Raw genomic sequence first — 14,891 nt, forward strand, 5'->3', positions numbered from 1 at the left:
TGCTCACTCGCCCAGCTCTTACCGTAAGGCGGGTTAGAAAGCATGAAGTCAAAGCGCTCTGATGAGAATTCATCAGTAGAAAGGGTTGAGCCAACACGGATGTTTTCTGGGTTGTTACCTTTGATCATCATATCTGACTTACAGATGGCGTAGGTCTCATCGTTGATCTCTTTACCGTAAAGGTAGATATCACGGTTCGATGCTGGGTACTTCTCTTCAACAAAGTTCTGTGTTTCTGTCAGCATACCGCCACTACCACATGCAGGGTCATACACTGTGATTGAAAGTGGCAAGTTATCTTTGATTGGATCGAAGACAAGGTGCGTCATCAGTTCGATAACTTCACGCGGAGTAAAGTGCTCACCCGCCTCTTCGTTGTTCTCTTCGTTGAATTTACGGATCAACTCTTCAAATACATAACCCATACCAAGGTTGGTGAGCGCTGGTAGTTTGTTACCCTCAGGATCTTCTTTCACCTCTGGCGTTAAGTTGATGTATGGCGAGACGAATTTCTCTACCACATCTAACAAAACGTCTTTACCTGCCATGTGGCGGATTTGAGCTTTCAGGTTAAAACACTCAACAATCTCTTTTACGTTGTCGCTAAAACCATTGAGGTAATCTTCGAAGTTAGCCAGCAGAATCTGTTGGTTATTGGTCGCTGTACTGAATAGCGTTTGCAGGGTCCACTTGGAAGTGTTGTAGAACACATAACCTGATGCAGCACACAATGGGGCATCATCAAGCTCTGTTTCATTCATTTCTTCGACTTGGAATTTCACTTCTTCCAATACGGCTTCTTTTGATGGCTCTAAAAGCGTATCCAGACGGCGTAAAACCACCATAGGCAAAATAACGTCGCGGTATTTACCACGAACATAGACATCACGAAGACAGTCGTCGGCAATCGACCAAATAAATGAAACGAGTTTGTTATGTACTGAGTGGTCCATAGTTTTCTTCTTTTAGCGATAGTTGCTTGAAAAATCAAACAATAAAAGTAAGGGTAATTGAGTGAATTCTACTGTTTTTTGACACAAGTAGCGAATAAAACATTGGTTTCATTCGCTAACTGATTCATTTCCTTATCTGTTATCAAGATTTAAAACGTTGCATCTCTGCATACTCACGTAAATGCTTAAATGGATAAGGCGTTACGGTTGGTAAACGGTGCCTTAAGTGATAAACGTCAAACAAGTTTTCAACCTCTTCTGGTAGCACATCAAACGAATGTTTTATTACGTATAAATGGCTAAAGTTTTCGATTTTGCTTTGTGGACTACCTTTACCACCAGCAAAATACATTCCCTGTTCTCGGTTATAGAAAAAACCTAATGAAGCATTAAAATATCCCTCTTTTTGCCCTCTCATTGACGTCTTTAAAAAGAACCCTTGATCGCGCAGCCAATCGTAAAATTGTTTTTCATCATTACTTTTGTACGAAATCGTCGAAAAATAATCAAATGGTAAAGGAGCGGTATCATCCCATTCCGACAGTATTGCTCTGAGTTTATTGACTACTTTACTATCTGGGTTTTCTTCAATGAACTGAGTCAATAATGCGATTGGAACATCTTGTGAACGCCCTTCTTTAAGTTCACGCAACCGCTCTGCAATAGCTTCAAACTCCGGCAGCATTTGAATATCCGTATCAATGAAAATGGCATAGTCACCAGATTCAGGCCAATAGATAACAGGGGAACGTTGATAGCCTTGAAAAACTTGCCATTTATCATCACCTAAATCAAGCTCAAGATCTTCAAGCTCCTCTTGAGTCGCTTGTGTATATTGCCATTCATCACCCACGAACTTAGACGCATAAATCGGCCACGCTCCATCTCTGATATCTGAAGACTCGTCTTGAGGTCGTTTAGGCATATAATATACGCCCCCTTCAGGCCCAGTTGGATACTCAATCACATGCTTTCTTGTATGAACTTCTAGCTTAATAAGTAATTCTTTTAGCAATACTTCCACCACATGACGGTTTGGCTGTCCTCTGCGATCCCATAATCGTTCTGGATAGCATGACTGGAAAACTGTATCTTGGTATTTTTTGCGATAAACCTGATACGGGTCTTCTTCAGCTGACTTGTAGGTGTCTTTATTACCAACAATTAAGATATTCAATGCACCACGAATTGGAGCTTCTGCGACTTCAGCGTTTATGCCTAGGTGGTCGATACCATGAAGCAGGGTCAATGCTGCATCGGTGTCTTGGTTTTCTGTTAAATCACAGATCACCAAACGATGCTCTTTCAACGCATTAAATATTTCTACATAATGATTTTTGACAATCGTATCTGAAACAAATCTGTGCTTTTCTCCGGGAATTCGCTGTAAGTTCAGAGATACTGAATCGCCATAAGCTTGCTTAAGATCTTTCATAAACTGTTCAAGAATACCGACCTTAGATAGCTGAAAACCACTATAAGATTCTTTCGTAATATCAATAGCCTGAATTCGATTCTTCGCATTAGAGTAAAGAGGCTTCTTGATGTAGTCGCCCTTTAAGGATTTACTAACCAACATCCCCACATCATCAAGTTGATAACGAGTAGCAAACTTTGCCTTTTTTTGTATATCTCCGTTCTCTAACGTAAACCAAGACAAAGGAGAAAACGTTTTAGTGCTCATTGACAACATTTGTTGATAACCAAGTGCTCCACATGGCGCTAAGTCGATTTCCATGGCAGTTAATTCATAGCCAGAGTGCCCTTTCGGTAACTTTTTACTTTTAACTAGATAATACAAACCTTCACTTTCAAAGCGTTTTATATCAGGCGTAGTGCCACTCAATACTTTGGGGATCGCTTTGATCAGCAAACGAGCCAGTTTCCAGGTTGGTAGCTCGGCAGCGCTACTTGGTTTAATAGCCAAAGACGTGTCTTTGAGCTCTAATTTTGCATCCCTTGGTAACAGCACCCAATAACATGCTTCTTTCTTGGTACCTTTCACTAAACAATAAACACTTCCTGATTTATAGATTTCAGACGCTAATGTCACCAAACGCTTAGATCGTTCTGAGTTATCATCAATACCTTTATAACTGACACAATAAATCGCGAAACTTTGATCAACCCACTCATTATCAATTGATATTTTTTCAATTAGGGTAGATAAAGGACCAATTGACGTGCTTTCTAGCTGTTGTGTAACCATTTTATCAACTCCTGTATTGATGTTAGGTTTGTTTCTGCATTGCTACCGTCAATTAATGCCGGAATTTCAATGATCTTGGCTAACTGTGGTGACGTTTCGATAAAGTATGAATTCAAATACCTAATTGGTTTTGATACATCCCCTAGCGCATTAACATAAATAAACTTCGACGGTCCAAACTCTTCTTCTACTAGCGCAATTTTCGAACTGTAGTCTTCAATGCTTTCATTACCTTCATGCTTCCAGTACTTGCTGTCTAGCCAGATCGGTTGCTCAACCCCTGCAAATTTGACTCTATTATCAAATCGCTCGTAAATAGAATTTGGAACTTCTTCAAAGATAAAATCGAATGCTGTTAGCACCGCCTCTACCGCTTGCTCACCCAATGCTCCCTTATAAATGTTGGTAAACATAACGGGAGTCATCACGTAATCTTCTTCCTTCCAAGAACAAGCAAAACCTCTTAACTCAAACCACGGCTTTACGTACTGGTTTTGAACTAATTTTGCCAAACTACAGGACTCTTCTGAAACCATATAGCCCGCAGGAACTCTATCAAAGAACTCGAAAGTATTCGGATCACCATCTAAATTACCTTGGTAACGGTAATACCCTTTGGTCATCGACTGTAAGTACAATCGATTGAATCTCTCTGGCTGAAAACCCACCGTCGGATAACGAAGTAACTGAGTTCTAATGTCTTGCCACTCTTGAATATCACTGTCGGATGCAGGTTGATTATGTAGACGGTTTACTAGTGCTTTGATTGACTGCATACCGTCTTTGTTGTTTCTTTGAGCAAGATTGAATAACCGTCGAACAACCCTGTCCTCAACTAAAGACTTATTCGCTGATTTCGCTTTATCAACCAAAGCAACATATTCATGAGAAAACAAGCTTGTGTCTCTACTCTCTTCTGCCAGAATTTCTTTCAAACCAGAATCAGCAAACAAGAGAATTTGTTTTCGTTTCAGAGACGTTCTCCCAGCTCTACCAACCGCTTGTTCAACATACTTACTTACAGCACTTTGGTAGTCACTTGTTTGGTAATATTGCTGTAAAGAGCGTTCTCTACTAATGCCCATAAGTTGTTGGCGACACCAGCTTTCAGCGCTTTTTGGTGACAGCTCTCCATTCTCTTGCAAAGATAGAATTTGGTGGAATTGACAAAGCTGGTTAGCGGTATGTGAGTAATCGTCTGACAACAGTAGCTGAGTAGGTTTTTCAAGATAAATGCTATCTATATCACTACGTTGCTGCTTGCTATAAGTAACATTTGCAACGGATACTAGGCTTTCGCCTTCCAACGCTAAATTAACTTCATAATCAGGATTTTTACCAGCGCCCATTGAAGCATATGTGCTAAATACAACGACTTTTCCTGCAACCGTATTTAGGTGATTGGAAATTTCATCATACCCAATATGTCTCATCCAATCAGCATTGACACCAAAAAATGTCTTGGTTTCGACATTAAATTCTTTTGCCCATTTATCACAGCAGAACTGAATAAAGTCATTAATATCCTGACGTGTTGTGTCAAGACTACGGTTTAACAGCGACAGCATATAACGATTATCAGGAACTGATATAAACGCATTAATACTGGCTAAGAGCTTAGACAACCAGCTCCGAACAAATGCCTGTTCTGATTCCGCAATACCCAGATGGTGATTTAGGATAAAGTGGCTTGAGCGAGCCTCCGGCTTATATTCTTCTAACAAATTATCAAGAAACGCATCTCGACTATTAAGATACTTAACCTTTAAAACCACACCATTATCTTTATAGTTGCGCTTACTATGATAATAATCATTTACCCGCTGCTTTTGTTCTCTTGACAAAGACAAAAGCTTTTTACCCAAACGCTCACTCAAGTATTTAAAATCAAAGTTATGTATTACGGTATCTGCTCTTGCTGTTGCACTGATACCGAGAATGACTGCTCCTGCATCCACCATATCTGCCAAAACACCCGATGGTGAAAGGTTTAGGAATGACGCTTTACAATTTACGGTATCTCGAGTTCCCTGATTATGAGCAACTTCGACAAGTTTTAATCCAGTATGATGATAGCTCTTGCTAGAACTTAATTTGTTCGCTTTACCGCCCGCTGATTGCCGTAGCCCCCTAGTATCAAATGACTCGTAAATAGCAGATTCAAATTCTTGCAAGTTGAAGTGAGTAAGCAGAGATTGAACTGCTTCTTGAAATGTTCCTTCTAGGCTTCGATTTTCACGCCCTTCAATTTCAAGGCTACGAACGTTCTCCCAGTACTGAAACACAGCCTTACGCATTGTGCCAAGAAACCACTGGTATATAACATCCGCTTCATTAACAAAGCGGGTTAAAAGGCCGTTATTTCCAATGAGAGGACCTTCTATTTTCTCATCACTGAATATGAGATTTTTCTGTCTCAATAGATCTGATTTTAATGACAGCTTATGAGTCGCACTACTGACATGCGTGAAGCTTCTATCTGAAAACAATCGAACAGGTCGCTCGTTCAAGTTAGGCCCTTCTGTATTAAATGCGAATGCTAGATTCCACTTAATGCCAAACTCCTCAAGTCGCTCACGGAGTGGTTCAAACAATTCTTCAATTTTATCGTAACGAGGCGAGCTCTCAAGTTGATGCTCCCTAAAGTTTGCTCTCAGGGTTCTTATCGCCCAAATTAAGTCTTGCGCTTGCTGCCTACACAATTCGGAAAGAATGACCTGATTCTGCTTGTCGATTTCATCAATTATCAGCAAGGAACCACTTAAATCGCGTAAAGGGCTATAACGCGCACGAGTATTATGGAAACCTTTCAAAAACTTACTGGTCGTTAAAAAAACAACATGAGCGCTTCCATTACGAATTTTTTCTCCTGGTAACAGTGCTTCTACAGAGGTCAATAAAGAGCCTTTCAGCAAGACCCTATCGACCCCTTTTTGTTTCTTTTGTAGACGAGCAATTAAATTACGATAAAAGTAACCAGCTTGCCTGTTCAAAGAAACTTTAACTTCCGGCTTGCTCGCATGGTGCCTTAAACCAGATATTGCACTCCACTCTGCTTTAACATCACGCTCGACGTTCAAATCAAATCCATTTAAAATTTCACTTAAGACGGCATCAGTGCATTGCAATAGCTGCTCTGACTGGTTGGGTAAATGGACTATTTGTGATTTTAAATATTCTTGCTGTTCTGCGCTAAAACATGGTTCTCCATTAATTGTTTGCTTCTCAATCAATTCCAACAAATCTGCTTTTGCATTTACTACATTATCTACCGAATCTGTAATGTAATAGAGTAAGCGTTTAGATTTATTATGACTCTGTTCATCCTTCAACTCATTTTGTACTTCATCTAACATCTGCTGGAGTAAAAAGTTTAATGCCGTGTATGTTTTGCCTATTCCTGTCTGAAATGGTAATGGGAGTAAAGCTCCCGATTTAGGTCCATTGATTTCAATGTGATTTTCGAGTGATTCTGTGATCAACTGATCAAGCGGTGAAGGATCGGGAGTAAGCTTAAAATCAAAACTCTCAAATGCTTCTGTCGATATGTTCATACAATTCTACCCCAACAGCTATTGATGTTTAATTAACCAGATCATAATATGACGCTATTAACGACAGGTAAATACTGATTACATATACACGTAACATAACTAGGCAGGAAACAAACTATGACCAAATGGCCAATTCGATGGGATCTTCTTTTTCGATACAGAATGATTGAGATTATTGCGTTATGGGAAGGAAGGTTGACTACCAATAATCTAATCCAAAGCTTTGGTATTGGTCGCCAACAAGCATCAAAAGATATAAACAGTTATTTAGCAAATATCGCACCTGATAACCTAATTTACGACAAACATTTAAAAGGCTATAAACCCAGTGAGAGCTTTACTCCTCAGCTTACACTAGGTCATGCAGACGAGTACTTACATGTTTTATCTCGCACTGAAGACATGATGGTAACTTTTGATGAGCTTGATATGGGCTTTGAAAATACGACAATGGTCCGCCCCGTAACACGTAATATCTCACCGGACATTTTACGTCCGCTAGTTCAAGCTATTCGAGATAAAAAACGTGTCGATATAAGCTACACATCATTAAGAGATGGCGAGGAAGTTGAACGAATTATTTCTCCACATACGCTCGTCTGTACCCCTTTGCGTTGGCATGTTCGTGCTTATTGTGAGCATTCCAAAGACTACAGAGATTTTGTTCTTAGTCGTATTCGTGGTATTCCTGACATCAACGATAAAATAGTAATGGGAAAAGATGAAGATAAAACTTGGAACACTCAGCTTTATATCGAATTAATGCCAGACCCTAGATTAACTGAAGCTCAAGCAGCGATCATTGCTAATGATTATGGTATGGAAAATGGAAATCTGCACATAACGACTAACGCTGCTTTAGTACGCTATGTTTTAGACGCATATAATATTGATATCAATGTATTGAACTCGAACCCCAAAGGACAGCAGATTATCTTAGGGAACCTTGAGGAATTGAGACCATATTTAGCATTTTAAATTTAAAACAACAAATTACAGGCACAAAAAAGCCCACACTAGGTGGGCTCTTTCGTATAATGTGGTGCCCGCTACTGGACTCGAACCAGTGACACCTTGCATGTCATGCAAGTACTCTAACCAACTGAGCTAAGCGGGCAAATCGTTAACCGAGAGGTAATTGACTCCTCCTTGAGAACAAGATGGATAATATCGAGTTATTTTTTACTCTGCAAGTCTTTTTTTATTATTATCAATCGTTTGACCATTTTTCGATCAAAGCGTGTAAAAACAGAGCAACTTGCTAGTTAGCGCCTTTTAAAATAGAATCAGCACACTGTCAATAGGACTTATCTCATGCCTCAATCTCGTTTTCATCATTTACGCTTTTTACAACCTATTTTGATTCTACTATTAATTGGTATTGCCACAATCTCTTTAACGTTTAGCATTCAAAGCTTTCAAGCGGTCGAAAAAACAATCCGCAGCTCTTCATTTAAAGCGTTCAATAACTCTATTGAAGCCAGTTATGATATTGTTGATACCGCACTTAATGAGTCAATTAAGCGTTATTTAAGGGGCATTGTGACTACCTCTGCTAAGTTTATCACTCAAATTCAAGCCTCGCCCTCTTTAACTCCAGAGCAAAAGAATGCGTTAATTCAAAATTACATTAACTCTAATAAAATTGGTGATACTGGTTATCCGTATATATTAAACTCTAAAGGCCAATTGGTGTATCACCCTATTTTTCAAGGTCGGAACGTCAGTGAGTATCGGCACATTCAAGAACAAATTGATAATGATGATCATTTTGTTGAGTACTTATGGACAAACCCAGGTGAAAAGAAACCACGCAGAAAACTGGCTTATTCTATTTATGTAGAAGAGTTGGACTTTGTTATATCTGCCAGTGCTTATAAAAATGAGCTTTTACACTTCATTGATAAAACTATTCTAAAAGATAAATTAAATAAGTATCAATATGGTAAAACCGGTTACGTTTATGTCATTGACTTAGTTGGTGAACTTATCCTCCACCCTAGCTATGAAGGAGAAAATATTCGTAGTTTGATTGGTGAAAATGCTGACGGTTTACTTAAAAAGATCCAACAATCAGCACACAGTTACAGTTTACAGATGAACCTAGTTAACGGTTCATCAGAGACGATCTTTCATACCGCAAATGTTGAAGATTATTCATATCAAATTACTATTGATAATAATACGTATCAAAAAGACGTTCTTTATATTTATTACCCTTACCTTGATTGGGCTATTGTCTCGGGAATTTCTCGTGATGAACTTCATCGCCCGACCAATACGCTTCTCTATAGCTTATTAGCTTTAGTTTTAAGCCTGGCTACAATAATTATTATTCTATTGCTACTGCTTAATCATCGACATAAAAAGCTTGTTAACGTACTTAATCGTGACTATTTAACTGGTTTATTTAATCGTCGAGCTTTTCATGAGATGGCATCGAAGCATATTAAAGATACACAGCACTCAGCAAGCTTTAAACCCTACTCTATTATTCTGTTAGATATTGATTTTTTTAAAAGAATCAATGACAACTATGGTCATATAGTCGGTGATAAAATCATTGCGATAGTAGGTAAAGCTATTTCACAATACCCGCATATTTTAGCAGCACGCTATGGCGGTGAAGAGTTTGTGTTATTTATGAAAGAAAGCACCCCAAAACAAGCGATTCGATTTACAGATCAAGTCCGAAAGAAAATCGATCAGTACAATACGCTGCCCGAGAAAGTAACATTAAGTGCGGGAATAACCACAATCAGTAAACCAAATGTGCTATTAGATGATGTAATTGAACAGGCAGATAAAGCGTTATATCACTCAAAAAATACGGGCCGAAATAAGGTTACTCATTATCAAGAGCTGTAAACTGAATGGTCTTCACCGATATAAGAGAAATAAAAAAGGGAATAAATAATAGACAAGCTGAGAAGCTGTACTAGGCTGAGTAAAGTAAGTTCTCTATTTTATTAGCGTAAGGCTCAGTGATTTGAGCCATTTCCCTAAGCCCGTAACCAATAATCGTTACGGGCTATTTTTAGGGGGACATTGGTTCAACACTCAGTTATTTAACGAGGTTGATGCCTTCTTTTGTAATGGTGACTTTGCCTGCTTTATATAGGCCACCGATGGTCTTCTTAAACGTCCCTTTACTGGTTCTAAACTCAGCAAAAATTGCTTCTGGTGATGACTTATCACTTAATGGTAAGAAACCGTCTTTTTTCTCTAAGGTAGCCAATACTTTTTCGCTTAAATCATCCATACGTGCAACGCCTGGACGCTGTAATGACAATGAGATTTTGCCATCTTCACGCATATCACTAATAAATGCTTTTAACTGCTTACCAATAAATAGCTTACCAAACACATCTGAATGGAAGATTAGCCCCCAATGCTCGCCATTAACTACGGCTTTATAGCCAAGGTCGGTACGCTCGGCGATAATGATATCGACTTGTTGGCCTTGCTCGTAATTTGCTGGTGTTTTATCTAACCATTTATTAAAACGAGTTGTACCTACGATACGGCTAGACGCTTTATCGATATATACATAAACAAGAATAGATTGGCCTTCGTTTAAGCGACCGCGTTGTTCACTAAATGGAACTAATAAATCTTTCTTCGCAATACCCCAATCAACAAATGCACCAATGCTGTTAGTACCAATGACATTCATTAAACCAAATTGACCTACTTGCGCTTTTGGTGTTTCAGTTGAGGCTACCACTTCATTTTCTGAATCAAGATAAATAAACACATCAAGCGCTTCGCCAACTTCTGTGCCTTCTGGAACAAAACGACTTGGAAGAAGAATTGAACCATAATCATCGCCATCTAAAAAGACGCCAAAGTCTACGATTTTTGTTACTTCTAATTTGTTGATTTGACCAATTTTAATCATTACTTCAATTCCTAAATAAAATACTCAGCGATTATACCTGAACTCTGATATGCTTGCTTTATGAATTACCATTTTTATAGGAATTCCCTGTGATTACAGTTGGTAAGAAAGATGGCTTATCACTAAAAATCTCACATATTGTTGAAGAATCTAAGCAGCACGAACTAGAGATGTTTCTTTTTGTTCCTGGAGAACTTGGGTTAAACAAGGACATGGTTTCTGAATCTGAGTTTTATTACAACTCAATCCAGAGCTACCGTACGTATTTCAGTGATAAAAACTACCTGCCCCTTGTGCACTCCCGTTTAGCACAGCGTGGACGCTTGTCTACTGAACAATACCGTTTAAGTTTGAGTCTATATGCTTATCAATATGCTTTGGCATTAGAGAAAGCCATACAGCAACTTAACGATACGACTCGTGACGATATCACGCATGATGAAGTTGAAGATGCGATTGAATTAGCGATTGATATCCTCAGAAAGTTACGACGTAACGTACCTTATGATGATGCATTAAAGCGTTACTACGCCAATATCGACAATTACCTTTCTTGGTATACTGAACAGAAATTTCTTTCTCTGATTGCGCACATGCCACGCAATGAAGAATATAAAGAAGTAAAAGAGAAACTTATCGATTTCTGTGAAAAAGAAGACCTCCATCGCTTAGATAAGAGTTATAACTCTCGTAAAGCGCGTGAGGATATTACTCGTATGTCGAATAAAATGCGCTTACTTCGTCGTTTAATTGAGTATCCTATCGTATTGAAAGAAAAAAACCTGGCGCTTGGTAAACACATTAAACGTATGGTTAAAGGTGGCGCAACGGCTGTTGTGATGATCTTTGTTTCATTAATGGTAATTCAAGCACGCGGCTTCTTGGGTGAAATTACCGCCTCTTTTATCTTTGCAGTATCGTTTATTTATGCGATGCGTGAAGTCTTTAAAGATGATTTGCGTGATGTTATGTGGCGCTGGATACGTAAAGGCCAACCCAAATGGCGCAAACGCTATCTTGACCCTACCACCAACACTTATGTTGGCCGCAAACTAGAGTGGCTTGATTACATGACGTTCTCTGAGTTGGATTCTGATATTCAAAAACTGCGTAAACACCGTGTAGTACAGCGTGAAGAAGTGGTTCTGTCATACAAAAGCCAAACCAAAATGGCGATAACTAAGTTTATGAGTGGTTATGAACAGACGCGAGAAACCATGTTAGTGGATCTTCGCCCTATCGCTCGATTAATGGAAAAAGGCTCTCAGAAGATTTATCAATTAAATGAAGGGCAAGTGAGTAAAGAGTCGGTTGAAAAACGCCACTTAATTAATTTAATCGTGCGGGAAACCATGGATGATTACAGCACCAAACTGCACCGCTGGAAGATCATTGTAAACCGCTCAAAAATTATCGATATTGAAAAAATTGCTATCGATAAGTAATACTACTTAACTTCAAACAATAAAAACGCTTTTAGGTTTAATCACCTAAAGCGTTTTTTTGTATCTTAACGGTAGTCAATTATCGTTACGCGGTAACTACAACCTCTGTCGCTGTCAGTTGCTCTAACAACTCTTGAATGCGCGGGTTTTGAGCCAATTCATCAATGGTTGTTAACACTGGCTTATTCGCTTTATTTGCCGCCTGAATCGCGTTGCCTACAAGATGAAGAACGGCTTCGTTTTGTGGGTCAAAGTGATACTCTAGCGCTTCATTTTGTTTATCTACGCCTAACGTAAATTGCGTCAGCGTATCCACATTAATAATTAAACCATCAAAGTACTGCAGTAATTTATCTGCCATTAAAGCCGCGGCAGGTACCTCACACACAAAGTGAACTTGTAAGCCATTTAAACCACGTGGCAAACCTTGAATTGCTAAGCGGTCAATTATGGTTGCTGCATCACTTAAATTACGCACAAATGGCACCGCAATTTGTACACTTGCTGTTGTCGCTGTGATAACTTTTTTAATCACTTCACACTCTAAGGCAAATTGCTCTGTACTCGCATCAGAGGCAAAGCGAGTAACACCACGCACACCCATTTTTGGGTTTTCTTCATGTGCTTCTAGTTGACCTCCCAGTAACCCCGCAAATGCAGCACTATCAGCGTCTGAGAACGAAATTTTCACTTCTTTTGTTGATGCTTTGATATTCGCTAGGATCTCATTAGCTAAAGTATCTACGAAATGTGTTTTACCATCTGCTGCCCCTTCAATAATAATGGCTAAACTTTGCGCATCAATATCGCTCATTTTTGGTGCTTTAATAACGGCTTTTGGGTGATAAAATAAATGCTCTTGGATTAACCCTGCAATAGAAACATACAAAGTCGCTTCTGAATCGGTTTGAGACTGATATGAAGGTAAACTTGCCACACGAGTTAGCGTTGGTGAAATTGTGTCTGTCATGCTTGCTCCAATGAACTCTATAAGTCGGTTTCATTATTTAATGTTATTTATGTTGAACATACCGATACATGAGCAACAACTCAAGCCTAAAAGATACAATACGTTAACTTTTATTTACTCTTCTTGCGCTATAAAAAAATTTTGGGTTTCATCCCCCTTGATTTTCCGTTATCTTATCCTTGTGTATTAAAGAATTAACGGGCGAAACTATGCCATTTCAAACAGATGAACTTCGTACTCAGCCATTAGGCCCTATGCCAACTCCTGCTGAGCTTACGACTGCTCACCCTATTACAGATGAGGTTGCTGAACATATTGATCACTCTCGCGCACAAGTTGAAGCAATTTTAACTGGCAAAGATAAACGTCTTTTAGTTGTTGTGGGCCCATGCTCTGTTCATGATACAGATGCAGCTTTAGATTACGCACAACGCTTAGCCACAATACAAGATCAGTATAAAGATGAGCTTTTCATCGTTATGCGTACTTATTTTGAAAAACCGCGCACCATTGTGGGCTGGAAAGGCTTAATTACCGATCCTAACTTAGATGGCAGTTATGCACTTGAAGCTGGTCTTCATAAAGCGCGTAAGCTCCTGCTTGATATCAACAAACTGGGTTTAGCGACTGCAACTGAGTTTTTAGATATGATCACGGGTCAATATATTGCTGACTTAATCACTTGGGGTGCTGTTGGCGCTCGTACGACTGAGTCTCAAATTCACCGTGAAATGGCTTCCGCCCTATCTTGCCCTGTTGGCTTTAAAAACGGCACAAATGGCAATATACAAATAGCAATGGATGCGATTCGTGCAGCGAAAGCGTCTCACTTTTTCTACTCTCCAGACAAGCAAGGTCGTATGACGGTTTACCGTACTGCTGGTAACCCTTTTGGTCACGTTATCTTACGTGGTGGTAACGATAAGCCTAACTTTGATATTGATTCGGTAACGGATGCGTGTCAACGCTTAGCGGATGTTGATTTACCACCTCATCTGATTGTAGACTTCAGCCACGCAAACTGTGAGAAAAAACACCGCCGCCAACTTGATGTAGCCAAAGATATTTGCGCTCAAATAGAGTCTGGTAGCAATAAAGTGGTTGGTATTATGGCCGAAAGCTTCATTATTGAAGGCAATCAACCAATGACTGATTTAAATAACCTGACTTATGGCCAATCAATTACTGACCCATGCCTAAGCTGGGAAGATACCGTGACTATGTTAGACATGTTATCAAACACAATTAAAACATCTCGTTAATTTAAGGATTAAAACTATGCCTGCTTTTGATATCGTTTCTGAAGTTGATAATGTTGAACTAAAAAATGCGGTAGACAATGCGACTCGTGAATTAGCTACTCGTTTCGATTTTCGTGGCGTTGATGCTAGCTTTGAATTAAAAGGCGAAAACATCAAAATTAAAGCGGAAGATGACTTCCAACTGTCTCAGTTAGTAGACATTTTACGTGGTAACCTTGCAAAACGTGGTGTTGATGCTCGTGCAATGGAGATCAAAGACGCCGTTCACTCTGGTAAAAACTTTTATCAAGATATCGATTTTAAACAAGGTGTTGATACGCTTATCGCTAAGAAATTAGTAAAAGAAATCAAAGCATCAAAAATTAAAGTTCAAGCTGCAATTCAAGGCGAACAACTGCGTATTACTGGTAAGAATCGTGACGATCTACAAGCTGCAATGGCACTTGTTCGTGAAGGTGATTTTGGTCAGCCTTTCCAGTTCACTAACTTCCGTGACTAATCTAGTTTTCACATAGTGATGATCTAAAAAACATTACTGTTTGATAAATATAAAAAAGCGTCTCTACTGTTTAGCAGTGAGACGCTTTTTATTATTTT

10 protein-coding genes and 1 tRNA gene are annotated in these 14,891 nt (G+C 39.1%); 5 read left to right on the plus strand and 6 right to left on the minus strand.

What is annotated here, in order from left to right:
• The 3 genes from F8B77_RS00005 to F8B77_RS00015 all read right to left on the minus strand — a co-directional run.
• The coding region (locus F8B77_RS00005) for a type I restriction-modification system subunit M (protein ID WP_151652643.1) at positions 1-953 on the minus strand (953 nt) is incomplete at its 3' end.
• Between the two features lie 142 nt (positions 954-1,095).
• Positions 1,096-3,162, minus strand: a complete 2,067-nt coding sequence (locus F8B77_RS00010; RefSeq protein WP_151652645.1) for a hypothetical protein — start codon at positions 3,160-3,162, stop codon at positions 1,096-1,098.
• Positions 3,144-6,716: a hypothetical protein gene (locus tag F8B77_RS00015; protein ID WP_151652647.1), complete on the minus strand. Its 3,573-nt coding sequence runs from the start codon at positions 6,714-6,716 to the stop codon at positions 3,144-3,146. The genes F8B77_RS00010 and F8B77_RS00015 overlap by 19 nt, the downstream gene beginning before the upstream one ends.
• Before the next feature lie 117 nt (positions 6,717-6,833).
• Here F8B77_RS00015 and F8B77_RS00020 point away from each other — a divergent pair, with 117 nt between their 5' ends.
• Positions 6,834-7,694: a helix-turn-helix transcriptional regulator gene (locus F8B77_RS00020; RefSeq protein WP_151652649.1), complete on the plus strand. Its 861-nt coding sequence runs from the start codon at positions 6,834-6,836 to the stop codon at positions 7,692-7,694.
• A gap of 62 nt (positions 7,695-7,756) precedes the next feature.
• Here the strand turns inward: F8B77_RS00020 and F8B77_RS00025 are convergent.
• Positions 7,757-7,833, minus strand: a tRNA-Val gene (locus F8B77_RS00025).
• A gap of 197 nt (positions 7,834-8,030) precedes the next feature.
• On the opposite strand from F8B77_RS00025, the gene F8B77_RS00030 reads away from it, so the two are divergent.
• Positions 8,031-9,584: a diguanylate cyclase gene (locus F8B77_RS00030; protein WP_151652651.1), complete on the plus strand. Its 1,554-nt coding sequence runs from the start codon at positions 8,031-8,033 to the stop codon at positions 9,582-9,584.
• Between the two features lie 196 nt (positions 9,585-9,780).
• Here the strand turns inward: F8B77_RS00030 and F8B77_RS00035 are convergent, their stop codons facing one another.
• Positions 9,781-10,617, minus strand: a complete 837-nt coding sequence (locus tag F8B77_RS00035) for a CvfB family protein (RefSeq protein ID WP_151652653.1) — start codon at positions 10,615-10,617, stop codon at positions 9,781-9,783.
• Positions 10,618-10,706: 89 nt separating this feature from the next.
• Here F8B77_RS00035 and F8B77_RS00040 point away from each other — a divergent pair, with 89 nt between their 5' ends.
• Positions 10,707-12,062: a hypothetical protein gene (locus F8B77_RS00040; protein WP_151652655.1), complete on the plus strand. Its 1,356-nt coding sequence runs from the start codon at positions 10,707-10,709 to the stop codon at positions 12,060-12,062.
• A gap of 85 nt (positions 12,063-12,147) precedes the next feature.
• On the opposite strand, the gene F8B77_RS00045 is transcribed toward F8B77_RS00040, so the two are convergent.
• A complete protein-coding gene (locus F8B77_RS00045; protein WP_151652657.1) occupies positions 12,148-13,032 on the minus strand; it encodes a putative PEP-binding protein in 885 nt (294 codons plus the stop codon).
• 209 nt (positions 13,033-13,241) lie between these two features.
• Between F8B77_RS00045 and F8B77_RS00050 the strand changes: the two genes are divergently transcribed.
• Complete coding sequence (locus F8B77_RS00050) at positions 13,242-14,294, plus strand: 3-deoxy-7-phosphoheptulonate synthase (RefSeq protein WP_151652659.1); 1,053 nt, start codon at positions 13,242-13,244, stop codon at positions 14,292-14,294.
• Between the two features lie 16 nt (positions 14,295-14,310).
• The gene (locus F8B77_RS00055; protein WP_130046274.1) at positions 14,311-14,793 is read left to right on the plus strand and encodes a YajQ family cyclic di-GMP-binding protein; all 483 of its coding nucleotides are present in this window, start codon (positions 14,311-14,313) and stop codon (positions 14,791-14,793) included.
• Positions 14,794-14,891: the final 98 nt, after the last annotated feature.

Origin of the sequence: Aliivibrio finisterrensis (assembly GCF_008933155.1) — a bacterium.
Classification (GTDB): domain Bacteria; phylum Pseudomonadota; class Gammaproteobacteria; order Enterobacterales; family Vibrionaceae; genus Aliivibrio; species Aliivibrio finisterrensis.

Bases quoted from the DNA above. Each gene is read 5' to 3' on its own strand.
- F8B77_RS00010 (WP_151652645.1), bottom strand. From the start codon at position 3,162: ATGGTTACACAACAGCTAGAAAGCACGTCAATTGGTCCTTTATCTACC.
- F8B77_RS00015 (WP_151652647.1), bottom strand. From the start codon at position 6,716: ATGAACATATCGACAGAAGCATTTGAGAGTTTTGATTTTAAGCTTACT.
- F8B77_RS00020 (WP_151652649.1), top strand. From the start codon at position 6,834: ATGACCAAATGGCCAATTCGATGGGATCTTCTTTTTCGATACAGAATG.
- F8B77_RS00030 (WP_151652651.1), top strand. From the start codon at position 8,031: ATGCCTCAATCTCGTTTTCATCATTTACGCTTTTTACAACCTATTTTG.
- F8B77_RS00035 (WP_151652653.1), bottom strand. From the start codon at position 10,617: ATGATTAAAATTGGTCAAATCAACAAATTAGAAGTAACAAAAATCGTA.
- F8B77_RS00045 (WP_151652657.1), bottom strand. From the start codon at position 13,032: ATGACAGACACAATTTCACCAACGCTAACTCGTGTGGCAAGTTTACCT.
- F8B77_RS00050 (WP_151652659.1), top strand. From the start codon at position 13,242: ATGCCATTTCAAACAGATGAACTTCGTACTCAGCCATTAGGCCCTATG.
- F8B77_RS00055 (WP_130046274.1), top strand. From the start codon at position 14,311: ATGCCTGCTTTTGATATCGTTTCTGAAGTTGATAATGTTGAACTAAAA.